Annotated in this window: 15 protein-coding genes; 7 read left to right on the forward strand and 8 right to left on the reverse strand. The window is 72.5% G+C overall.

Annotated elements, in window-relative coordinates; all coding sequences use genetic code 11:
- A partial coding sequence (locus tag GKQ77_RS08035; protein WP_219688017.1) for a type VI secretion system Vgr family protein occupies window positions 1–4,933 on the forward strand: 4,933 nt, incomplete at its 5' end.
- On the opposite strand, the gene GKQ77_RS08040 is transcribed toward GKQ77_RS08035, so the two are convergent.
- From GKQ77_RS08040 to GKQ77_RS08060, 5 genes are all read right to left on the reverse strand, one after another.
- Window positions 4,923–6,047, reverse strand: a complete 1,125-nt coding sequence (locus tag GKQ77_RS08040; RefSeq protein ID WP_219688018.1) for an aromatic ring-hydroxylating oxygenase subunit alpha — start codon at window positions 6,045–6,047, stop codon at window positions 4,923–4,925. The two genes, GKQ77_RS08035 and GKQ77_RS08040, sit on opposite strands and share 11 nt — an antisense overlap.
- Window positions 6,048–6,078: 31 nt before the next feature.
- On the reverse strand, window positions 6,079–7,233 hold the full coding sequence (gene solA, locus GKQ77_RS08045) for an N-methyl-L-tryptophan oxidase (protein ID WP_219688019.1): 1,155 nt from the start codon (window positions 7,231–7,233) through the stop codon (window positions 6,079–6,081).
- Window positions 7,234–7,310: 77 nt separating this feature from the next.
- A complete protein-coding gene (locus tag GKQ77_RS08050) occupies window positions 7,311–9,773 on the reverse strand; it encodes a GcvT family protein (protein WP_308117584.1) in 2,463 nt (820 codons plus the stop codon).
- 92 nt (window positions 9,774–9,865) lie between these two features.
- Window positions 9,866–10,951 (reverse strand): S-(hydroxymethyl)mycothiol dehydrogenase, encoded by a 1,086-nt coding sequence (locus tag GKQ77_RS08055; protein ID WP_219688021.1) that lies wholly within the window; start codon window positions 10,949–10,951, stop codon window positions 9,866–9,868.
- Between the two features lie 274 nt (window positions 10,952–11,225).
- Window positions 11,226–12,056, reverse strand: coding sequence for an IclR family transcriptional regulator (locus tag GKQ77_RS08060; RefSeq protein WP_258021007.1), 831 nt, complete (start codon window positions 12,054–12,056; stop codon window positions 11,226–11,228).
- A 188-nt stretch (window positions 12,057–12,244) separates the two neighbouring features.
- Here GKQ77_RS08060 and GKQ77_RS08065 point away from each other — a divergent pair, with 188 nt between their 5' ends.
- Complete coding sequence (locus GKQ77_RS08065; protein WP_125511486.1) at window positions 12,245–12,568, forward strand: bifunctional 3-phenylpropionate/cinnamic acid dioxygenase ferredoxin subunit; 324 nt, start codon at window positions 12,245–12,247, stop codon at window positions 12,566–12,568.
- Window positions 12,569–12,588: 20 nt separating this feature from the next.
- Window positions 12,589–13,998, forward strand: a complete 1,410-nt coding sequence (locus tag GKQ77_RS08070; protein ID WP_219688028.1) for an NAD(P)/FAD-dependent oxidoreductase — start codon at window positions 12,589–12,591, stop codon at window positions 13,996–13,998.
- Here the strand turns inward: GKQ77_RS08070 and GKQ77_RS08075 are convergent.
- Entirely contained in the window at window positions 13,923–14,378 is a 456-nt protein-coding gene (locus GKQ77_RS08075; protein ID WP_219688022.1) for a hypothetical protein, read from the reverse strand. The genes GKQ77_RS08070 and GKQ77_RS08075 overlap by 76 nt on opposite strands.
- Before the next feature lie 449 nt (window positions 14,379–14,827).
- On the opposite strand from GKQ77_RS08075, the gene GKQ77_RS08080 reads away from it, so the two are divergent.
- The 4 genes from GKQ77_RS08080 to GKQ77_RS08095 all read left to right on the forward strand — a co-directional run bounded on the left by GKQ77_RS08080 (window position 14,828) and on the right by GKQ77_RS08095 (window position 19,374).
- A complete protein-coding gene (locus GKQ77_RS08080) occupies window positions 14,828–17,680 on the forward strand; it encodes a sensor histidine kinase (RefSeq protein WP_219688023.1) in 2,853 nt (950 codons plus the stop codon).
- Window positions 17,677–18,117: a roadblock/LC7 domain-containing protein gene (locus GKQ77_RS08085; RefSeq protein WP_125511483.1), complete on the forward strand. Its 441-nt coding sequence runs from the start codon at window positions 17,677–17,679 to the stop codon at window positions 18,115–18,117. The genes GKQ77_RS08080 and GKQ77_RS08085 overlap by 4 nt, the downstream gene beginning before the upstream one ends.
- Window positions 18,118–18,192: 75 nt before the next feature.
- A complete protein-coding gene (locus tag GKQ77_RS08090) occupies window positions 18,193–18,588 on the forward strand; it encodes a DUF742 domain-containing protein (RefSeq protein ID WP_219688024.1) in 396 nt (131 codons plus the stop codon).
- 180 nt (window positions 18,589–18,768) lie between these two features.
- Window positions 18,769–19,374, forward strand: a complete 606-nt coding sequence (locus tag GKQ77_RS08095) for a GTP-binding protein (RefSeq protein WP_219688025.1) — start codon at window positions 18,769–18,771, stop codon at window positions 19,372–19,374.
- Between the two features lie 128 nt (window positions 19,375–19,502).
- Here the strand turns inward: GKQ77_RS08095 and glpK are convergent, their stop codons facing one another.
- Together glpK and GKQ77_RS08105 are read right to left on the reverse strand one after the other, a co-directional pair.
- Entirely contained in the window at window positions 19,503–21,023 is a 1,521-nt protein-coding gene (gene glpK / locus GKQ77_RS08100) for a glycerol kinase GlpK (protein ID WP_219688026.1), read from the reverse strand.
- A 40-nt stretch (window positions 21,024–21,063) separates the two neighbouring features.
- Window positions 21,064–21,819 (reverse strand): MIP/aquaporin family protein, encoded by a 756-nt coding sequence (locus GKQ77_RS08105; protein WP_219688027.1) that lies wholly within the window; start codon window positions 21,817–21,819, stop codon window positions 21,064–21,066.
- Between the last annotated feature and the right edge of the window lie 436 nt (window positions 21,820–22,255).

Here is a 22,255-nt window from a genome sequence, read left to right on the forward strand (position 1 = left end):
AAACGGCCGCGGCGAAGGCGGCACGCCCCCCACGCCGGGCGGGCGCGCCGGCAGCGCGGCCGATACGCAGGTCTACGCCGCCGCGCGCGACAACGCGCCCAGCGCCCAGGCCAACCTGGCCGCGGGCAACGCGCCGGCCTGGCACGGCGCGGCCGCAGGCGAAGACAACCACCGCAATGCGGCCGCGCTGACCGGCTTCAAGAGCAAGGAATTCGGCGGCGCGGGCTACAACCAGATCGTGTTCGACGACACCGATGGCCAGCTGCGCATGCAGGTCAAGAGCAGCCAGGAGGCCTCGGAACTGAACCTGGGCCATCTCATCCACCAGGCCGGCAACTACCGCGGCGGCCTGCGCGGCGTGGGCGCCGAGGTGCCCGACCCCGCGCCCACCCAGGCGGAGTTCTTCCAGGACGAGCCGACCGGGCCGCCGCGCCGCCCCGCCCCCGCGGGCGTCCTCTTCCTGGAGAACGGCGGCGGCAAGTCCGTCCTGCTCAAGCTGATCTTCTCGGTGATGCTGCCGGGCCACCGCAACACCCTCGGCGGCGCCAGCTCCGGCGTGCTGCGCAAGTTCCTCCTCGCCGACGACTGCGGGCACGTCGCCCTGGAGTGGCAGCACACCCTCACCGGCGAGTGCGTCGTCGTCGGCAAGGTCAGCGAGTGGCGGGGGCGGCAGGTCTCGAACGACCCGCGGAAGTTCGCCGAGGCCTGGTACTCCTTCAGGCCCGGGCCCGGCATGAGCCTGGACTCGCTGCCGGTCGCCGAGTCCACCGCCGTGCGGCCCTCCGTGGAGGGCGCGTCGGGCGCGCAGGGGCGGCGGCGCACCATGAAGGGCTTCCGCGACGCGCTGACCGAGGCCGCCAAGGCGTACCCCCACCTCGAAGTGCACTGGGAAGAGATCCACGACCGCTGGAACGAACACCTCGGCGACCTCGGCCTCGACCCCGAACTCTTCCGCTACCAGCGGGAGATGAACGCCGACGAGGGCGAGGCCGCGGGCCTGTTCGCCGTCAAGAAGGACTCCGACTTCACCGACCTGCTGCTGCGCGCCGTCACGGACACCCGCGACACGGACGGCCTCGCCGACCTCGTCCACGGCTTCGGCAACAAACTGGGCCGACGGGCCGAGCTGATGGCCGAGCGCGACTTCACCGCGGGCTCCGTCGACCTGCTCGGCCGCATCGTCGACGCCGCCGAGACACGGGCACGCGCACGTGACGTGCACGCGGCCGCCGAGCGCAGGACCCGCACCCTGGCCCGCCGCCTCTCCGCGCGCGCCGTCGAGGAGCGGGGCCGCGCCGCGACCCTCGCCGAGCAGGTCACCGCCGCCGCCCACACCGTCACCGAGGCCGAGCGGGCCCGCGGCAAGAGCGCCCTGATCTCCGCCGAACTGGCCTACCGCCACGCCTCCTTGGCGCTCACCGTCGCCGAGAAGGCCGCAGCGGCACAGCGCCGCGAGCTGGCCGACGCCCGTACGCTGCACGCCGCCTGGCAGGCCGCCGAGGCCGTGCTGCGCCACCGCGCGGCGGCCGACCGCTCCGCGCGCGTGGCCGCCGCGATCCGCGAGGCCGAGCGGGACGCCGCGCCCGCCCTCGCCGCCCGCCAGAAGGCCGCCTCCGACCTCGTCCGCGCCCTGCACACCGCCGCCGAAGGCGCGGAGAACGTCGCCAATGAGGAAGAGGAGCGCTCCGCCGCCCTCCAGGAGACCGGCGAGACCGCGCACCGCGACGCCACCGCCGCCGCCACCGAGGCCCAGCGGGCCCGCAGCGAGGCGGGACACCTGAAGCAGCGCCTCGCCGAGGTCGAGCAGGAGACCGCGGAGGCCGTCCGCGCGGGGTGGCTCGACGACACCGCCCCCGACGCCGACCCCGCCCGCGCGGCCCTCGCCGCGAGCGACGCCGAGAAGACCACCGTCGCCGCGTGGGACACCGCCCGCGAGGCCGCCCGCCGGGCCGCGGACCACGCCAAGGAGACCGCCGCCGCCGAGGCCCGCGCCGAGCTGACCGCCGCCCGCGCCTCGGACGCCGCCACCGCCGCCGAGGCCGCCCACGACGCGGAGCGCCGCGCCGCCGAGTCCATCGCCGGGGACGAGCGGCTCGCCGAGCTGCTGAGCCTGTCGTCAGAGGGCGGGGGCGGCGCCGTACCGAGGCCCCGCCAGGAAACCGGCACCCCCGGCGAAACCGGCACTCCCGGGGAAGCCACCCTCTCCGCAGGGGAAAGCGCCCTCTCCGTAGAGGAGCTGGACCGCTCCGCCGACGATCTGCGGGTGCTCCTCGACGACAGCGTCGCCTCCGCCGAACGGCAGCTTTTCGACCTGCGCACCGCGGCCGCCGACGACTCCCGCATCCTCGGCGCGCTGGGCGACGGCGGGCTCCTGCCGCCCGGCCCCGACGTCCTTGCCACCGTGGAGTTCCTGGGCGAGCACGGCATCCCCGCCCTGCCCGGCTGGCGCTACCTCGCCCAGGCCGTCGACCCCGCCGACCACGCGCGCGTGCTCGCCGCGCGGCCCGAGCTGGTCGACGGCGTCGTCATCACCGACCCGGACACCCACGCCCGCGCCCGCGAAGCCCTCGCGGACGCCGCCCTGCTGCCCCGCTCGGCCGTCGCCGTAGGCACGGCCGCCGCCCTCCTCGCCCCCACGCCCAGCGAGCAGGCCACCGACAGCGGCGCCGGCAGCGTCTTCCTCGTACCGCCGAACCCGGCCATGCACGACGAGCACGCCGCCGACGAGGAGCGCCAGGCGCTGCGCGCGCGGGCCGCCCGGCGCGACGAGGAGATCCGCTCCCTCGCCGCCCGGCTCGCCAAGGACCGCGAGCTGGCCGCGCGGCTCACCTCCTGGCGCACCGGCTGCCCCAGCGGCCGCCTCGCCGAACTCGCCACCGCCGCCGAGGAGGCCCGCGCCTTCGCCGAGGAGGCCGAGGCCGAGCTTGCCGAGGCCCGCACCGCGCGCGCCGAGGCCGACGAGGTGGCAGCTGAGGCGGCACGCGTGCGTGACGAGCGCCAGGAGGCCGCCCAGCGCGCCCGGCGCGCCGCCGACGCCCTCGCGGGCCTCGCGTTCCGGCTCCGTGAGCGGGCCGGCTGGCAGGCCAAGCTGCGCGAACTGGCCGACGACGCCGCCGAGTCCGAGGCGCGCGCCCAGACCTGCCTGGACCGCGCCCGTGCCGCCGACGAGGACCGCCGCGCCGCCCAGCGCGCCGCCGACGACGCCCGCCGCACCGCCCGCGCGCTGCGCGCCGAGCGCGCCGAGATCGCCGGCGCCCCCGAGGACGTCCCTGAGGACACCGAGGCCCCCAAGACCTCGCTGCCCGCCCTCCGCGAGGCCTACCGCGCGGCATCGCAGCTCTACGAGAAGGTGGGCGTCGGCGCCGACCTGCGGGCCGAGCAGGCCCGTGCCGAGAGCGACGAGAGCGCCGCCCGCACCGAGCTGGACCGCCTCAGCAACAAGGTCCGCACCCGCGCCGCCCTGCTCCTCGAAGGCACCGACGGCTCCGACGGCCCCTCCCGGCAGGCCGCCGCCGCGCGCGCGGAGGCCCAGGTTCAGCTCATCGAGGCCCGCGCCGCCACCGCCAGCGAGCAGCTGGGCAGGTTGCGCGGCGAGGCCGAGCGGCACGCCCCCGAGGACGGCGAGGCCCACACCGAGCTGCCCGACGAGCTGGTCCCCGCCGACGCCGAGCAGGCCCAGACACTGCTGCGCACCGCCACCGGCGAACTGGCCGCGCACACCGAAGCGCTCGGCCGCGCCAAGGAAGCCCACGCCGCGCTGCTCCAGACCCACCGCGCCACGGAGGACGCGGCGGGCGGCTTCGACGAGACGGCCGCCCTCCTGCGAGACCTCCTGCGCGAGCACCACGAGGACTCCGGAGAAGAGCCCGACCCCTACCCCGGCACCCTCGAAGAGGCCCGCCAGGCCGCCGCCGAGACCCGCCGGTCCCTGCGCGGCTGCGCCGCCGACCTCTCCGCCGCCGAGACCGCCGTCCGCGAGGCCGGCGACATCCTCGTACGCCACGCGAACTCGACCCGCTACGAACAGGTCCGCACCCCCGCCCGCCAGCAGATTCGCGAGCTGCCCGCCTCGGCGCTGCCCGAGCACGCCAAGAAGTGGGCCGACGCTTTCGCGCCCCGCCTGCGGGTCCTGACCGACGAGCTGGAGCAGCTGGAGCGCAACCGCGACAGCATCGTCGACCGCCTGCGCGGCCTCGTCGAGTCGGCCCTCGCCACGCTCAGGTCCGCCCAGCGGCTCTCCCGCCTGCCCGAGGGCCTGGGGGAGTGGTCGGGCCAGGAGTTCCTGCGCGTCCGCTTCGAGGAGCCCGACCAGGCCACCCTCGTCGAGCGCCTCGGCGAGGTCATCGACGAGGCCACGCGCGCGGCGGTGAGGAAGAACTCGGACATGCGGCGCGACGGCATGTCCCTGCTGCTGCGTGGCGTCCAGGCCGCCCTGGAGCCGCGCGGTGTCGCTGTCGAGATCCTGAAGCCCGACGCCGTGCTGCGCGCCGAGCGCGTGCCGGTCGGACAGATGGGCGACGTCTTCTCCGGAGGCCAGCTGCTCACCGCCGCCATCGCCCTGTACTGCACGATGGCCGCCCTGCGCAGCAACGACCGGGGCCGTGACAAGCACCGCCACGCCGGCACGCTCTTCCTCGACAACCCCATCGGCCGCGCCAACGCCACGTACCTCCTGGAACTCCAGCGTGCCGTCTCCGACGCGCTCGGCGTGCAGCTGCTCTACACGACGGGCCTGTTCGACACGACGGCGCTCGCCGAGTTCCCGCTGGTCATCCGCTTGCGCAACGACGCGGACCTGCGGGCGGGCCTGAAGTACATCAGCGTCGAGGAGCATCTGCGCCCGGGCCTGCCGCAGCAGGACGCCGACGGCGAGACGGTGCACGGCGAGATCACCGCGACGCGGATGTACAAGCGCCCGGCGGTCACTCCGTAGCGAGCTGTTTCGTCAGCCACTCATGGAAGAGCCCGATGTGGTGCTCGGTCGGCACCAGCACCCCGCCCTCGCGGTAGGCGCGTGACGCCATCGCGGGCTGGGTGCGCTCGCAGGCCGCGAAGTCCTGGACGTTGACCCGGTGGAAGAGCTCCACGGACTTCGACAGATCGGCGCCGGACGCGACGACATCGGGTGCGTACAGCCAGTCGCACTCGACGACCGTGCGGTCCTCGGCCAGCGGGAACATGCGGTGCAGGATCACATGGTCGGGGACGAGGTTGATGAAGACGGTCGGTTTCACGGTGACCGCGTAGTAGCGGCGGTCCTGGCCGTCCTCCACCTCGGGGAGGCGGCCGAAGCCCGCAGTGCCGTCGACCGTGAAGCCGCCGACCTCCTCGCCGAACTCGGCACCGTGCCCGACGTAGTACTGCGCGGCGAAGCCGTCCGCGAACTCCGGCAGGACATCGGTCAGTTCGGGGTGGATGGTCGCGCAGTGGTAGCACTCCATGAAGTTCTCGACGATCAGCTTCCAGTTGGCGCGTACGTCGTAGGTGACGCGCTTGCCGAGCGCCAGCCGCTCGGTGCCGTAGCGCTCGATGGACGCCACGTCGCCCAGGCGTTCGGCCGCCGCGCCGATGACGGTCTCTTCGAAGGAGGGCGGTTCGTCGGCCAGGCACACCCAGGCGTAGCCGAGCCACTCCCGCAGGGCCACCTTCACCAGGCCGTACGCGGAGCGGTCCACGTCCGGCATCTTCGCCAGGTCGGGCGCGGCGATGAGCTTGCCGTCGAGGTCGTACGTCCAGGCGTGGTACGGGCATTGGAGGGCGCGGCGGAGCTGTCCGGACTCCTCGGTGCACAGGCGGGCGCCGCGGTGTCTGCACACGTTGAGGAAGGCGCGCAGCTCCCCGGTGCGCGCGCGGGTGACAAGGACGCTCTCCCGGCCGACCTGGACCGTGCGGAAGGCGCCCGGCTTTTTGAGGTCGGTGGCGCGGACCGCGCAGAACCACAGTGCTTCGAAGACGCGTTCCTGTTCTTGCCGGAAGAGTTCCGGATCGGTGTAGTAGTGGCCGGGGAGGGTCACGAGGAGACTCGGGGGCAGGGGGGTCGTCGTCACGTTTCTCGTACTCCTCAGGCGGGCGCGTTCCTCAGGCGGGCGCGGCGGCGAGACGGCTGGGGTGGAAGAGTTCGATGGGGTGCCCGGTGGTGCCGTTCAGTGCCAGGTCGGCGACGATCTCGCCGACCACGGGCACGAACTTGAAGCCGTGGCCGGAGAACCCGGCGGCGACGGTGACCGACCCGGGGTGCGCCGGGTGGCGCGCGATGACGAAGTGCTCATCGGGCGTGTTGGAGTACATGCAGGTCGCGGCCTTGAGGAAGCGGCCGGGGAGCGACGGGATCAGTTGGCCCACCTGTGCGGCCATCGCGGCGACCTCGTCGTCGTGGACCGTGCGTTCGATGTTCTCCGGGGTGCAGGGCGTGCCCTTGCGGAAGAAGGCCACCTTGGCGCCCAGCCCGGGCCCGTCGATCGACGGAAAGCCGTAGACCTGTACGCGCTGCGCGTCCTCCCAGATGTAGATCGGGTGGTGCTCCGGCAGGAAGGGCCGCACGCCCCCGGTCGGCTGGAACCAGTACATGACCTGCCGCTCGATGCTGAACGGCACCCCCAGGTCGGTCAGCAGTCCCGGCGCCCAGGCGCCGGGGCAGATCACCAGCTGGCCCGCCGTGTACGTGTCCTCGGCGGTGTGCACGCGCACGCCGTCCCGGCAGGGCTCCCAGCGGGTCATCGGCTCCTCGAAGTGCAGGTCGGCGCCGTCGCGCGTGGCGAGCTGAAGGTGGGCGGCCACGGTGTTCTCGGGGCGGACAAGGCCTGCCCGCGCCTCGTACAGCGCTACTTCGTCGTCGCGCGGGGTGAGGGTCGGGAAGCGGCGGCGGATCTCCTTGGCGTCGAGCATCTCGTGCGGCAGGCCCCACCGCCGGGCCGAGAGCAGGGAGCCGGAGACGGGGCGGCTGTCGGGGCGGCCGAGCATCACGCCGCCGCAGAGGGTGGCGATGGCGCGGCCGGTGTCGTGTTCGAGGCGGTCGTAGAGTTCGTAGGCGCGCAGGAGCAGGGGGACGTACGCCGGGTCCTCGAAGTAGGACTGCCGGGTGATGCGGGACCCGCCGTGGCTGGAACCGCGCCGGTGCACCGGCCCGAACTTCTCCAGGCCGAGGACGCGGGCGCCGCGCGCGGACAGGTGGTGGGCGGCGGCGCTGCCCATGCCGCCGAGGCCGATCACGATCACGTCGTATGTAGGGGACACCTGGCGCCTCCTGGCGGGCTGCGGATCGATGCGGGACGTCAGGACGTCAGGACGTCAGGACGTCAGGAGTCAGGCCGTCAGCGGCGGATGCGGGTCATCTCCGGGTCGAACAAGGGTTCCTCGGCAACCGTCGCCGGAACCTTCTCGCCGAAGTACTCGACATGGACCCCCGTGCCCGTCCGCAGAGGCGGCAGCCAGGCGTACGCGACACAGCGGCCCAGCGTGTAGCCGTACGAGGCGCTGGTGACGTACCCGGCCGGGGCGCCGTCGACGTACACGGGCTCCTTGCCGAGGACGACGGCGGCGGGGTCGTCGAGGAGGAGGGCGGTGAGCTTCCGCGACGGCTTCCGTGAGGGCTTCCGTGACGGCTCCCCCTGTGCCTCCCCCTGTGCTTCCAGCGCCGAACGGCCCACGAAGTCGCCCTTGTTCATACGGACCGCGAAGCCGAGGCCCGCCTCGTAGGGGTTGTGTTCGGTGGTCATGTCGTGGCCCCAGGCGCGGTAGCCCTTCTCCAGGCGCAGGCTGTTGAACGCGGACCGCCCCGCCGCGACCACTCCGTGCGCCCGGCCCGCTTGCCACAGCGTGTCCCAGAGGCGGAGCCCCAGGTCGGCGGTGGTGTACAGCTCCCAGCCCAGTTCACCGACGTAGGACAGGCGCATCGCGATGACCGGCACGTGCCCGATGTATGTCTCCTTGGCCTTGAAGTAGCCGAACGCCTCGTGCGAGAAGTCATCGCGGGCGAGCGGCTGGACGAGCGCGCGGGCCAGCGGGCCCCAGACGCCGACGCAGCAGGTCCCCGAGGTGATGTCCCTGAGGTGGACGTCGTCCGGGGCGTGCCGCAGGAGCCAGTCCAGGTCGGCGGGGGAGTTGGCGCCCACCTGGAAGCGGTCGGGCGCGAGGCGCGCCACGGTCAGGTCGGATCGGATGCCGCCCGCCTCGTCGAGAAGGAGGGTGTACGTGACCGAACCGGGCTTCTTGGCGAGGTTGTTGCTGGTCATGCGCTGGAGGAAGGCGAGCGAGCCGGGGCCTGTGACCTCCAGTCGCCGCAGGGGTGTCATGTCGTAGAGGGCGACCCTCTCGCGAGTGGCGCGAGCCTCGGCGGCCGCGATCGGGGACCAGTGGCGGGCCGCCCAGGCGTCGCGCGGGGGCAGCTCGACACCCTCGGTCAGGGATGCGTTCGCCTCGTACCAGTGGGGGCGCTCCCAGCCGCCGCCCTCCAGGAAGACCGCGCCCAGCTCCTGCTGGCGAGCGTGGAAGGGGCTCACCCTTAGGGGGCGCGGCTCGTCCATGGGCTGGAGCGGGTGGATGACGTCATAGACCTCGACGAACTGCCGGGCGCCGCGCTCGGCGACATACGCGGGGGAGCGCTGCGCGTCCTCGAACCGCGTCAGTTCGCACTCGTGGAGATCGAGCGAGGGCCGCCCCTCGACCATACACTCGGCGACCGCCCTGGCGACGCCCGCGGAGTGCGTGACCCACACGGCCTCGGCCAGCCAGAAGCCGCGCAGCGCCCGGGACTCGCCGAGCACCGGCATGCCGTCGGGGGTGAAGGAGAAGACGCCGTTGAACCCCTCTTCGACCTCGGTGCCCGCAAGGGCGGGGAGCAGTCGGCGGCAGTCGTCCCAACTGGGCGCGAAATCTCGCTCGGTGAAGGGGTACGAGGAGGGCATCACCTCGGCGTCGTCGTAGGCGGGCACCGCGAACGGGTCGACGGGCAGCGGCCGATGGGCGTACGAGCCGATGCCGATGCGGTCGTAGTGCTCGCGAAAGTACAGGTCGCGGTCCTGGTGGCGCAGGATGGGCCGCGACGCCTCGGGGTGGGGGGCGCCGGGGGCGTGGCCGCGCGGGTCGCCGAGCGCCAGTTCGGGCAGCGGCCTCGTCTTCGCGTACTGGTGGGCCAGAGGCAGCAGGGGCACGTCGACGCCGGCCATCCGCCCGATCACCGGGCCCCAGAAACCGGCCGCCGAGACGACGTGGTCGGCGGGGAAGGTGCCGCGGTCGGTGACGACAGCGGTCACGCGGCCACCGTCCCGCTCGATGCCCGTCACGGTGTGCCGGTCCAGAAAACGTGCTCCACGCGCGCGTGCCCGCTCGATCTGGGCGCGGCAGGCGAGCACGGCGCGGGCCAGGCCGTCGTCGGGGGTGTGCAGACCGCCGTAGATCAGGCTCTCGTCGATGAGGGGCCACAGTTCCTTGCAGCGCGCGGGCCCGACGAGTTCGGTCCGCACGCCCCAGGAGGCGGCGAGACCGGCCCTGCGGTGCAGATCGGCCCAGCGCTCCGGTGTGGTCGCCAGTTCGAGACCGCCGACTGCGTCGAAGCACGGAAGCCCGTCCACCTCAAGGGAGGTGAACTTCTCCACCGTGTACCTCGCGAACGCGGTGAGCGTCCTGGACGGTGCGGTCTGGAAGACCAGTCCCGGGGCGTGGGAGGTGGAACCGCCCGGCGCGGGCAGCGGCCCCTGGTCGAGCACGGTGACGTCGGTCCAGCCGCGGGCGGTCAGCTCGTCGGCGAGCGAGCAGCCGACGATCCCGGCGCCGATGACGACGACGCGGGGCCGTCCCTCGCGGTGGCCTGCGCTCGCGTCCGCGTCCGCGTCCGCGTCTGCGCGCCCTGCGCCTACGGAGGTGTGGCTCACAGGACCACCACCGAGCGCAGCACCTCGCCACGCCGCATCCGCGCGAAGGCCTCCTCCACCTCGTCCAGACAGATCGTCTCGGAGACGAAGCCGCCCAGGTCGAGACGGCCGTTGAGGTACTGGTCGACGAGGACCGGGAAGTCCCTGGTCGGCAGGGAGTCCCCGTACCAGGACGACTTCAGGGCGCCGCCGCGCGAGAAGAGGTCGATCAGCGGCAGGTCGACCGTCATCTCCGGTTCGGGCACCCCGACCTGGACGAGCACGCCCGCGTGGTCGCGCATATAGAAGGCCTGTTTGTACGTCGACGGGGTGCCGACCGCGTCGATCGCGACGTCCACCCCATGACCGCCGGTCAGCTCACGGACGGCCGAAACCGGTTCGGCTCCTCGGGAGTTGACGGTATGCGTGGCGCCGAACCGGGTCGCCCCGTCCAGCTTCGCGTCGTCGATGTCGACGGCGATGACGCGGCGGGCCCCGGCCAGGGACGCCCCGGCGATCGCGGCATTGCCGACACCGCCGCAGCCGATGACGGCGACGGTGTCGCCGCGGCCCACCCCGCCGGTGTGCACGGCGGCCCCGTACCCCGCCATCACGCCGCAGCCGATAAGGCCCACCGCCTCGGGGCGTGCCGCGGGGTCGACCTTCACCGCCTGCCCGGCGGCGACCAGAGTCTTCTCCGCGAAGGCGCCGATGCCCAGTGCGGGGCTCAGCGGCGTGCCGTCGAGGAGCGTCATGGGCTGGGCGGCGTTGCGCGAGTCGAAGCAGTACCAGGGGCGCCCGCGCAGACAGGAACGGCACGCTCCGCAGGGCGCGCGCCAGGCGATCACCACATAGTCGCCGGGGGAGAGGTCGGTGACGTCCGCGCCGACCGCCTCCACGGTGCCCGCCGCCTCATGGCCGAGCAGGAAAGGGAAGTCGTCGTTGACGGCGCCCTCCCGGTAGTGCAGATCCGTGTGGCAGACCCCGCAGGCCTGCACGGAGACACATACCTCTCCCGGACCGGGATCTGGCACGACGATCGTCTGCACCTCGACGGGTGCGCCCTTCTTGACGGCGACGACGGCACGGACCTCGTGGGGCACGACCAGCTCCTCTGCTGTTGCGTACTGCACGACTGGTTGCGCTATGAGAGACATAGTGGGAACGCCATCAAGAGGCCGTCAAGAGGGCGGGGTCAACCCTTCGCGAAACGACGGGGAGTGGCGGAACGTCGCCGGTACGCGCGTGGGCGGAAGCCGATGCGCGTGGGGGCGGGCCCGGAATCCCCGGTCCCGCCCCCTCGCGTATGCCCTCCGCGGTCCCGCAGTGCTCGGGCGCCGCGAAACGCCGCGTACGACGTCCTCGCATGACGAACCGTCAGAAGCCGTATCCCATCCGCCGGGACAGCTCCACGGACGCCGCGACCGTGCGCTTGGCCAGCTCGGTCAGGCGGTCCTCGGTCAGCCGGTACACCGGCCCCGACGCGCTGAGCGCCCCGATCACCTTGCCGTCGTGCGCGCGCACCGGCGCGGCTACAGCGGCGAGCCCCACCTCCAACTCCTCCACGGCGACGGCGAAGCCCCGCCCCACCACGGTCTCCAGCTCGCCGCGGAGCGCCACCGTGCCGGTGACCGTGTGCTCGGTCATACGGGGCAGCGTGCGGGCTATCAGCCCCTCGCGCAGCGTCGTCGGCAGATGCGCGAGCAGCACCTTGCCGCTGGAGGTGGCGTGCAGCGGGGTGCGCCTGCCGAGCCAGTTCTGCGCGGTCACGGAGGCGGGGCCGCGCGCCTGCATGATGTTGACCGCGGCGTCGTCGTCGAGGACCGCGATGTTGACGGTCTCGCCCAGCTCGTCGGCGAGTTCGCGGCAGACCGGGCCGCCTTCCTGGGAGATGTCCATGCGCACTGCCGCCGCCCCCGCGAGGCGGAGTACGCCCGCACCCAGGAAGTACTTCCCGCGATCCTTGGCCTGCCCCACCAGGCCGCGGTTCTCGAGCACCCCGAGGAGCCGGAAGGCCGTCGACTTGTGGACGCCCAACTCGTCGGCGATATCGGTCACCCCGGCCTCGCCGTGCCGCGCGAGGATCTCCAGAACGCTCACCGCGCGGTCCACGGACTGGACGGATCCGGCGGCCGTCTTCGGCTGCCTCTCCCGTGGTCCGCCGCCTGGCTCCCTGCTCTGATCAGCCTGTTTCCGCGTGCCGGTCATAACTCAACTCTCACCACCTGGCGGCCCGTTGAAGCCGCGTCTGCGGGAAGCCCTTGACGCGGCAGGCTCCCCGACCGGATTCTGTTGCGTATAGCGCTCCCTCGTGCGCCATGCGAAACGTCATGTTACCGAAGGGTCTTGGCCCCGAAGGGGCGAGGACCGGGCCGAACGACATCAGAGGGGGGCCCATGATTCCCGTATGCCGCCTCGAAGACCTCCCCGCGGGCGAGTCCGTCCGCCTCGACACCACGCCGCCCGTCGCGGTCTTCAACGCCGACGGCGAGCTCTTCGCCATCGACGACACATGCAGCCACCAGGACGCCTCCCTGTCACAGGGGTGGCTCGAGGGCTGCCTGGTCGAATGCCCGCTCCACGCCGCCTCATTCGATCTCCGCACCGGGCGCCCCACCTGCCTGCCCGCGCGCAGGCCGGTCCGTACCCACCAGGTATACGTGGAGGACGGTGTGGTCCACGTACGTCTGGCCACCGCCGAGGAAGGATCCGCCGCGTGAGGCCAGTCACCACGGGCCGCATGAGGACCGTCACCGTGGTCGGCGCCTCCCTCGCCGGCCTGTACGCGGCGCGAGAACTGCGTGCTCAGGGGTTCGAGGGGCGCCTGGTCATCGTCGGCGCGGAACGGCATCAGCCGTACGACCGTCCGCCACTGTCCAAGGGATTCCTCACCGGCGGCTGCGAGGAGGGCCAACTCGCCCTGGCCGACGCGGAGGAGACGGCGGAACTTGACGCCGAGTGGATCCTCGGCACCCGCGCGCGTGCCCTCGACGCACGCGGCCGTACGGTCGTCCTCGACGACGGCCGCGCCCTGGCGAGCGACGGCGTGGTCATCGCCACCGGCGCCTCCGCGCGGCGCCTCCCGGGCCCCGCGCTCACGGGCGTGCACACTCTGCGCACTCTCGACGACGCCCGCGCGCTGAGGGCGGAACTGGCCCACGGCCCGCGCCACGTGGTCGTGATCGGCGCCGGGTTCATCGGCGCCGAGACCGCGTCCTCGTGCGTCGCGCTCGGGCATGACGTCACGGTCGTCGAGGCCGCCCCGCTGCCGCTCGCCGCTCCGCTCGGGGCCGAAATGGCGTCCATATGCGCGGGGCTGCACGCGCGGGGCGGGGCGCGGCTGCTCACGGGCATCGGCGTCGCCGGTCTGCGCGGCAGCGCCCGACGAACCTCCGAGGGTACTGAGCCGCACGGCACCGGCCCGAACAACTCCGAGGGCACCGAGCCGCGCGGCACCGCCCCGAACACCCCCGAGGGCACCGAGCCGTATGCGCCCAGCGGAGAAGCCGTCACCGCCGTCGAACTGTCCGACGGCCGACTGCTGCCCGCCGACGTGGTCGTCGTCGGCGTCGGCGCGGTCCCCAACACCGGCTGGCTCGCCGGATCGCCCCTCGCCCTGGACGACGGCGTGCTGTGCGACGAAGGCTGCGTCACCACCCTTCCCCAGGTCGTCGCGGTGGGCGACGTCGCCCGCGTCGGCGGGCTCCGCGCCGAGCACTGGAGCACCGCGACGGAGCAACCCCGCGTGGCCGTACGGAACCTGCTCGCCGGACACACGGTGGAGACGGCGCGCTCCCTGCCCTACTTCTGGTCGGACCAGTACGGCTCCCGCCTCCAGTTCGCCGGGCGGCGCCGCGAAGGCGACACCGTACGCATCGTCGAGGGCTCCCCGGACGCCCTGGGCGAGGGCGGTTTCCTCGCCGTCTACGAGCACCGGGGCCACAGGACGGCGGTCCTCGCGCTCGACCGCGCCCGGCCGTTCATGAAGGCGCGCAGGGAACTCATGGCCGCCGCCACGGAACGGGCGGGGGAGTACAGGGAGTACGGGGTGAGGGAGCCCGCGCGGAGGGCCCCTCAGGAGTGCGACAACTGCCCCGCACCTCCGCGCCCGCGTATGCGCTCCTTGCCGCGCGCCGCCACCCGCGCCTGACGGCGGGCCCGGCGTCGCTCACGCCGCAGCTGTCGCGCCGTGCTGCTCGGCACCGACACCACCCCGTGCCGCTGATTCCACACCTGGCGGGTCACCCACACGTCGAGCACGCCCCAGGTGGCCACGATCGTGCTGGCCACGCTGCTCAGGACCATGGGGAAGGAGAGCCAGGACCCCGCGAGAGCGGCCAGGAAGGCGACCATCGCCTGTACGAGCGTGACCGCCACGATGATCACGGCCCGTACGGCCGCCGTCCGCACCGGATCGGGCAGTCGCCTTCTGCGCGCGGGCTCCTCGACCCACAGCGTCGGCCGCGGCGCCAGGCCCGCTTCCGCCTCAACGGCTCCTGACGCCTTGTGGCGCTCTGCCGTGCCCATCATCCCGTCACTCCCCCGCCGCCCTCGCGGCCGTTCACGAACACCCACTGGGATCACCCTCTGACCCAACTCACCTGTGGCTGCCCGGTTTACTGTGCTTCATTCCGCCTGCCCCGCAGCGCGCCCCCGCACCGAGAGCCTGCGCCGCCTCTCCCTCATCGACGAACGGGAGATCGGAAAGATTCCCGTTCCGGTTCCTCGAAGCGAAGAGATCCGGCCAACTGGCGTATGAGAAGCGGGCGATGGGCCCGGGTCCCACGCACCAGATGCTGGGACGCAATCTCCCGTAATGGAGGGACAACTGAGGACGTCTCTTTCGCGTCACGGCCGAAAAGCGTTCGGATGCGTCTTCGAGTTGCCCATGGGTCAGTAGTAGGCTCGCGCCGTTTGTTGACGCACATGTGTGCCCCCGGCCCATGCAACGGCCGCAGGGGGCCGATCTGGGGGAGGCCATGCGCTTTCGCGGGAAGTCCATCCGCCGGAAGATCGTGGCGCTGCTGCTCGTGCCGCTGGTTTCCCTGACCGCCATCTGGGGTTTCGCCACCGTCATCACCGGTCGCGAGGCCGGCAGGCTGCTCGACACGACCACCGTCGTCGACAAGATCGGCTACCCGATCGAGGACACCATCCGCGTGGTCCAGCAGGAGCGCCGCCAGACCCTGGTCCACCTCGCCGACCCGCGCGCGTCCGACGCCCTCGCAGCCCTGCGCCGCAGCCAGGACGCGACCGACGACATGATCGCCAAGGTCCGCACGAACGCCGAGGACCCGGACGTCCGCGACAGCGTCGACGGGAACTCCCGCAAGCGCCTCACCGCACTCCTCGAAGCCTTCGACGGCATCGAGTCCCTGCGCCGCACGGTCGAAGAGGGCACCATCACCCGCGCCGGCGCCCTGAAGATGTACACCAAGCTGATCGACCCCTGCTTCGTGCTCCTCACCACCCTCAACGGCTTCGCCGGCCTCGACGACGTGGACCTCGACGAGCAGGGCCGCGCGCTCGTCGGCGTGACACGCGCGCGTGAACTGCTCTCCCGTGAGGACGCGCTGCTCGGCTCGGCGCTCGTCGCACGCCGCGTCACCCGGCCCGAGATCCGCCAGATCGCCGAGCTGAGAGCACAGCGCGACCTCCTGTACGAGGTGAACCTCGCGCAGCTGCCCGAGGAGGACCGCGGCCGCTACGAGCGCTACTGGAACGGCGCCGAGACCACACAGCTGCGCAAGGCGGAGAAGGACGTCATCGAGTCCGCGCCCGGCACCCCGCGCGCGGTGACATCCGGCCACTGGAACGACACCGCGGGCCGGGCACTCAAGCAGCTCGCCGAGCGCGACGTCGAAGCGAGCGACCGCCTCAGGGACCGCGTCGAACCGGCCGCCGTCGACGTGATCGTGCGCGCGATCCTCGCCGGCGTCCTCGGTCTGCTCGCGCTGCTGGTCTCCCTCTTCCTGTCCGTACGCATCGGACGCGGCCTCATCCGCGACCTGCGCCGACTGCGACTGGAGGCCCACGAGGCCTCCGGCGTCCGGCTGCCCGGCGTGCTGCGCCGCCTGGCGGCCGGCGAACAGATCGACGTGGAGACCGAGGCGCCCCGGCTGACGTACGACAAGGACGAGATCGGGCAGGTCGGCCAGGCCCTCAACACCCTCCAGCGCGCCGCCGTCGAGGCCACCGTCAAACAGGCCGACCTGCGCCGCGGCGTCTCCGAGGTCTTCGTCAACCTCGCCCGCCGCAGCCAGGTCCTGCTGCACAAGCAGCTCACGCTCCTGGACACCATGGAGCGCAGGACCGAGGACACCGACGAGCTGGCCGATCTCTTCCGCCTCGACCACCTGACCACCCGCATGCGACGGCACGCCGAGGGCCTGGTGATCCTCTCCGGAGCGGCCCCCTCGCGACAGTGGCGCAAACCCGTCCAGCTCATGGACGTCGTACGCGCCGCCGTCGCCGAGGTCGAGGACTACGAACGCATCGAGGTCCGCCGCCTGCCCCGCATCGCTGTCACCGGTCCCGCCGTCGCCGACCTCACCCACCTGCTGGCCGAACTCCTGGAGAACGCCACGGTGTTCTCGCCCCCGCACACCGCCGTGCAGGTCCTGGGCGAACACGTCGCCAACGGCTTCACCCTGGAGATCCACGACCGAGGGCTCGGCATGGCCGCCGACGCGCTCCTCGACGCCAACCTCCGGCTCGCGGAGACCCCCGAGTTCGAGCTGTCCGACACCGACAGGCTCGGCCTCTTCGTCGTCAGCAGGCTCGCACAGCGCCAGCGGGTCCGCGTCTCCCTGCAGCCCTCCCCGTACGGCGGCACGACCGCCGTCGTCTTCATCCCCGAGGCCCTGCTCACCGACGACATCCCCGACACCGGAGGCATCGGCTTCCGCCTCGACCGGCCGCAGCCCAAGGAGCACGCGGCGAGCACCGACAGGGCGGCGGGGCGCGCCGCGGCCCTCGCCCAGGTGCCCGTGCAGCTGCCCGGACTGCCCGCCTCCGTGCTCGACGGCCCCGTGGAGCTGGAGGCCCCCGTCGGCTTCGCGGACCTCGACGCCTTCCCCGGCGCCCTCGGCGACGAGGAGAGCGAGCGCGGCGGCCTCTTCCGCCCCCGCCGCCGCGTCGCCGGCACCCCCGGTGAGCAGCACCAGCAGGCCCGCGACGACCGCGAGGCCGACCGCGCCGAACCCACCCGCAGGGACGCCTCGCAGACCCGCGCCGACGACGACCTCGCCGAGGACGCCCACTCCGGCGGCCTCATCCCGCTGCCACGCCGCGCGACCCCGAAGCTCGTCAGCTCGCACGGCCGCCCCGTGCCGCACACCAGGCCGCAGGACAGGCCCCTGGCCCCGGCGGCCGAGGACGAGGCCCCGGAGCCCACACAGCCCCGCCCACGGCCCGTCCGGCCCGCCCTGTCCCCGCCGCACCGGGACGTCCCCGCCGCCGACGCGGCCCCGGAACTGCCCCGCCGCACCCGCCGCACCGGCCCCCAGGGCGGAGCCGCCCCGGACCGCGTCCACCAGGACCGCGGCCCCGCCCGCACCGGCCAGGACACCACGACCACCACGACCGCCCTGGGCGGCGGACTGCCCCGCCGGGTCCGGCAGGCCAACCTCGCCCCCCAGCTCAAGGACGGCCCCGACCGCCGCACCGACCGTGCCGAGCCCCGGCCGGAGGAGCGCGACGCGGAAGAGGTACGCAGCCGCATGGCCTCGCTCCAGCGGGGCTGGCAGCGCGGCCGCGACGAGAACGCCGCCGGCGACGACGCCACGGACGGCACAGCACCTGGAACGACATCTGAGGGGAACGGTCGATGACCGCACCGAAGGCCGACGCACGCACCGCCACGACCGGGGGGCAGGGTGAGCTGAACTGGCTCCTCGACGACCTGGTGCAGCGCGTCGCCAGCATCCGCAAGGCGCTCGTGCTCTCCGGCGACGGCCTGCCCACCGGCGTGTCCAAGAACCTCACCAGGGAGGACAGCGAGCACCTCGCCGCCGTCGCCTCCGGCTTCCACAGCCTCGCCAAGGGCGTGGGCCGGCACTTCGAGGCGGGCAGGGTCCGCCAGACCGTGGTCGAGCTGGATGACGCGTTCCTCTTTGTCACCGCCGCGGGCGACGGCAGCTGTCTGGCCGTCCTCTCCGAAGCGGACTCCGATGTCGGCCTCGTGGCCTACGAGATGACGCTGCTGGTCAAGAGGGTGGGTGTGCATCTGGGTACGGCGCCGCGCACGGACCTGCCCGCGGGAGGGTAGTGGGAGGTCATGAGCGACGACGGTCGAGGAACGCAGAGGACGAAGGCACTGCGGGGGATACCCGGGGCGAGAGGGATGCCGGGTCCACAGGAGACGCCCCGCTGGTTCGACGACGACGCCGGCCCCGTGGTGCGCCCTTACGCCATGACGCGCGGCCGCACCACAAGCCCCGCCCAGCACCGCCTAGACCTGATCGCGGTCGTCATCGCCGAGGCCGGTGCCGCCGGTGCCCCGGAGGCGGACCAGACGCTCTCCCCGGAGCATGTGGACATCGTCGAGCTGTGCCGCGACACGCCGCAGTCCGTCGCCGAACTGGCGGCCGAACTGGACCTGCCCATCGGTGTGATCCGCGTTCTCATCGGGGACCTGGTGGACGACGAACTGGTGCACGTGACCCGGCCGGTGCCCCCTGCCGAGCTGCCGGACGAGAGTATTCTGCGCGACGTGATCAGCGGCCTCCGGGCGCTCTGAACAGCGCGGAAGCGGGAGTGTGGACGTGACTGGCTGACGGCACCGTGACGGAACTCGGCGGCAGCGACTCGGCCGACCTGGGCCCCGGCGACGTACTCGTGATCGAAACCCCCGGCGGCGGATACGGACCGGCTCCCCGCGACACCACTGATACAGGTACTGATCCAGGAGAAGTGAGCGATGATCTTCAGGCGTTCTGATCGCGGCAAGGCCCCCGTCGAGCCGGTCACGCTGAAGATCCTGGTGGCGGGAGGCTTCGGCGTCGGCAAGACGACCCTGGTCGGCGCGGTCAGCGAGATCAAACCGCTGCGCACGGAGGAGACCCTCAGCGAGGCGGGGCGTCCGGTCGACGACACCCGTGGCGTCGCGGGCAAGCACACCACCACGGTGGCCATGGACTTCGGCCGCATCACCCTGCGCGAGGACCTGGTCCTGTACCTCTTCGGCACCCCCGGCCAGGACCGCTTCTGGTTCCTCTGGGACGAGCTGGCGACGGGGGCGCTCGGCGCCGTGGTCCTCGCCGACACCCGCCGCCTGGAGGACTGCTTCGCAGCCGTCGACTACTTCGAGCGGCGCTCCATACCCTTCGTGGTGGGCGTCAACTGCTTCGAAGGCGCGTCCCGTTACCCCGCCGAAGCCGTCCGTCAGGCGCTCGACCTCGACGAGTCGGTGCCCGTCGTGCTGTGCGACGCCCGCGACCGCGAGTCAGTCAAGGACGTCCTCGTAGGCGTCGTCGAACACGCGATGCAGGCGGCCGCGGCCGCCAGGGAGCCCGCGCCCATGTGACCGCCTCGTGCGCCGCGTGACCGCCTCGTACGTCATGCCACCGGCTCGCGCGCCGACACGGCCCGTACCGCGCCGACACGGCCCGTACCCCCGCCGACCGGGGTACGGGCCGCGGCTCTGTGCCCGGCTCAGCCCTCGCCGTCCTCCAGCCAGCCGAAGCTCCGCTCCACCGCCTTGTGCCAGTTGTGGAACTCCTTGTCGCGCGTGGCCGCGTCCATCCGCGGCGACCACTCCACGTCCCGCTGCCAGTGCGCCTTCAGCTCGTCCAGGTCGTTCCACACACCGGTCGCGAGCCCGGCCGCGTACGCGGCGCCCAGACACGTCGTCTCCGAGACCTTCGGCCGGATCACCGGCACCCCGAGGACGTCCGCCTGGTGCTGCATCAGCAGATTGTTCTTGGTCATGCCGCCGTCCACCTTGAGGGTCGTGATCCGCACCCCCGAGTCCTGGTACATGGCGTCGACGACCTCACGGGTCTGCCAACTGGTGGCCTCAAGGACCGCACGCGCGAGGTGCGCCTTGGTGACGTACCGGGTGAGCCCGGTGACGACTCCGCGCGCGTCCGAACGCCAGTACGGCGCGTACAGGCCGGAGAACGCGGGCACGATGTACGCCCCGCCGTTGTCGTCCACGCTCGCCGCGAGGGTCTCGATCTCGTCCGCGCTGCGGATGATGCCGAGCTGGTCGCGGAACCACTGCACCAGGGCGCCGGTGATCGCGATGGACCCCTCCAGGCAGTACACGGGCGCCTCGGAGCCGATCTTGTAGCCCATGGTCGTGAGCAGCCCGTTCTTCGAGGGAACGGGCCGGTTCCCGGTGTTGAGCAGCAGGAAGCTGCCCGTGCCGTACGTGTTCTTCGCCGTCCCCGTGTCGTAGCAGGCCTGCCCGAACACGGCCGCCTGCTGGTCGCCGAGCGCGGAGGCGACGGGCACTCCGGAGAGCTGCCCCACCGCCGTGCCGTAGACCTCGGACGACGACCTGATCTCCGGCAGGATCGCCTCGGGGATGTTCATCGCCGACAGGATCGACTGGTCCCACTGGAGCGTCTGGAGGTTCATCAGCATGGTGCGGCCCGCGTTGGTGACGTCGGTGACGTGCTTGCCGCCGTCGGTGCCGCCCGTGAGGTTCCAGATCAGCCAGGAGTCGATGGTCCCGAAGGCGATCTCGCCCCGCTCCGCGCGCGCCCGCAGCCCCGGCACGTTGTCGAGCAGCCAGGCGGCTTTGGGCCCGGAGAAGTAGCTGGCGAGCGGCAGTCCCGTCTGCTCGCGGAAACGGTCCTGCCCGTCCGCGCCGCCCAGTTGGCCGCAGAGCCCCGAGGTACGGGTGTCCTGCCAGACGATGGCGTTGTGCACGGGCTTGCCCGTGGCGCGGTCCCACAGGACCGTCGTCTCGCGCTGATTGGTGATGCCGAGCGCGCTCACCTGGTCGGCGCGGAGCCCCGCCTTGGCGATCGCCCCCGCGACCACCGCCTGCACCTTCGACCAGATCTCGGTGGCGTCGTGCTCCACCCAGCCGGGCTTGGGGAAGATCTGGCGGTGCTCGCGCTGGTCCACGGCGACGATCGCGCCACCCCGGTCGAAGATGATGCAGCGGCTCGAAGTGGTGCCCTGGTCGATGGCGGCGACGAATTTCTCGGAGCTGTCCGGCATGGCTACCCCTTGATGAGCTGGATGAGCTGGATGAGAGGACTCAGAACGCTGCGTTGTAGATGAGGCCCGCGAGGGCTCCGCCGATCAGCGGTCCGGCCACCGGAATCCAGGCGTAACTCCAGTCGGACGTGCCCTTGTTTGGGATCGGCAGGAACGTGTGCACGATGCGCGGACCGAGGTCGCGCGCGGGGTTGATGGCATAGCCCGTGGGACCGCCGAGGGAGAGGCCGATGCCGACGACGAGGAACGCCACGATCAGCGTCTGCGTGCCGGACTCGCCGAGCCCCTTGGTGAGCCCGAACGCCAGGACCGGCAGCACCAGCGCGATGGTCGCGATGATCTCGGTGATGAGGTTGGCGACGGGGTTCCTGATCTCCGGGATGGTGGAGAAGATGCCGAGCGTCGGCGTCGGCTCGTGCGCGCCGGACACCTTGTCCTTCACGCTCCGCGTGACGTTGGCGTTGAACTGCGCGAGATAGACGAGGTACGCGAGGACGGCACCGAGCATCGCGCCGACCATCTGACCGAGCAGATAGACCCAGACCTCGCCCCACTCACCGGTGTCGATGGCGATGCCGAGCGTGACCGCGGGATTGAGATGACCACCGGAGAGCGGGCCCGCCGTATAAGCGCCCGCGAGCACCCCGAAACCCCATCCGAAGGCGATGACGACCCATCCGGAGGCCTTCGCCTTCGAGTGGCTGAGCGTGACGGCGGCGCACACGCCGGCGCCGAGCAGAATCAGAATCGCGGTGCCGATGACCTCACCGACGAAGATGTCCCCATTTGAGTACATGGCGGCTCCTAGGCCCTCGCCCGGGGCGGTGCGCCCCGGTACTCCGTGCAGGGTGCGTTTCCACGACCGCCGTCCGGATGCGCCCGGCTGATGCAGCCGAAGGCAGGGGTCTCCCGCGCCCCGCCCGGCGTCCGTGACGAGCGTGCCGTGGCAGTCGCATCGCCCATGGAGGATGACCCGTTGACCAGGCCCTTCATACGGGCTGTTCGCACGCACAGAGGCGCTGGGCGTACGTGGAGCCGAGGTGCGGCGATGCCGACTGACACCCGGAAGTGTTCACCGGTGCTGATGGAGCGTCAAGGTCGCGGACGGCAACGGTTAACCGGTGTGAGCCCTTCCTCCCGCAGCACCTGCACAGTGGATCAACGCACCGCGACGACCGAGGAGCCGTGGCCGAAAAGCCCCTGGTTCGCGGTGATCCCCACACGCGCCCCCG

It is taken from the genome of Streptomyces anatolicus, from assembly GCF_019400875.1.
Taxonomy (GTDB): domain Bacteria; phylum Actinomycetota; class Actinomycetes; order Streptomycetales; family Streptomycetaceae; genus Streptomyces; species Streptomyces anatolicus.

What these genes read in the sequence shown, in the direction of transcription:
- GKQ77_RS08060 (WP_258021007.1), bottom strand. Translation starts at nt 12,056, where the DNA reads ATGACCGGCACGCGGAAACAGGCTGATCAGAGCAGGGAGCCAGGCGGC.
- GKQ77_RS08065 (WP_125511486.1), top strand. Translation starts at nt 12,245, where the DNA reads ATGATTCCCGTATGCCGCCTCGAAGACCTCCCCGCGGGCGAGTCCGTC.
- GKQ77_RS08070 (WP_219688028.1), top strand. Translation starts at nt 12,589, where the DNA reads ATGAGGACCGTCACCGTGGTCGGCGCCTCCCTCGCCGGCCTGTACGCG.
- GKQ77_RS08075 (WP_219688022.1), bottom strand. Translation starts at nt 14,378, where the DNA reads ATGATGGGCACGGCAGAGCGCCACAAGGCGTCAGGAGCCGTTGAGGCG.
- GKQ77_RS08080 (WP_219688023.1), top strand. Translation starts at nt 14,828, where the DNA reads ATGCGCTTTCGCGGGAAGTCCATCCGCCGGAAGATCGTGGCGCTGCTG.
- GKQ77_RS08085 (WP_125511483.1), top strand. Translation starts at nt 17,677, where the DNA reads ATGACCGCACCGAAGGCCGACGCACGCACCGCCACGACCGGGGGGCAG.
- GKQ77_RS08090 (WP_219688024.1), top strand. Translation starts at nt 18,193, where the DNA reads ATGCCGGGTCCACAGGAGACGCCCCGCTGGTTCGACGACGACGCCGGC.
- GKQ77_RS08095 (WP_219688025.1), top strand. Translation starts at nt 18,769, where the DNA reads ATGATCTTCAGGCGTTCTGATCGCGGCAAGGCCCCCGTCGAGCCGGTC.
- glpK (WP_219688026.1), bottom strand. Translation starts at nt 21,023, where the DNA reads ATGCCGGACAGCTCCGAGAAATTCGTCGCCGCCATCGACCAGGGCACC.
- GKQ77_RS08105 (WP_219688027.1), bottom strand. Translation starts at nt 21,819, where the DNA reads ATGTACTCAAATGGGGACATCTTCGTCGGTGAGGTCATCGGCACCGCG.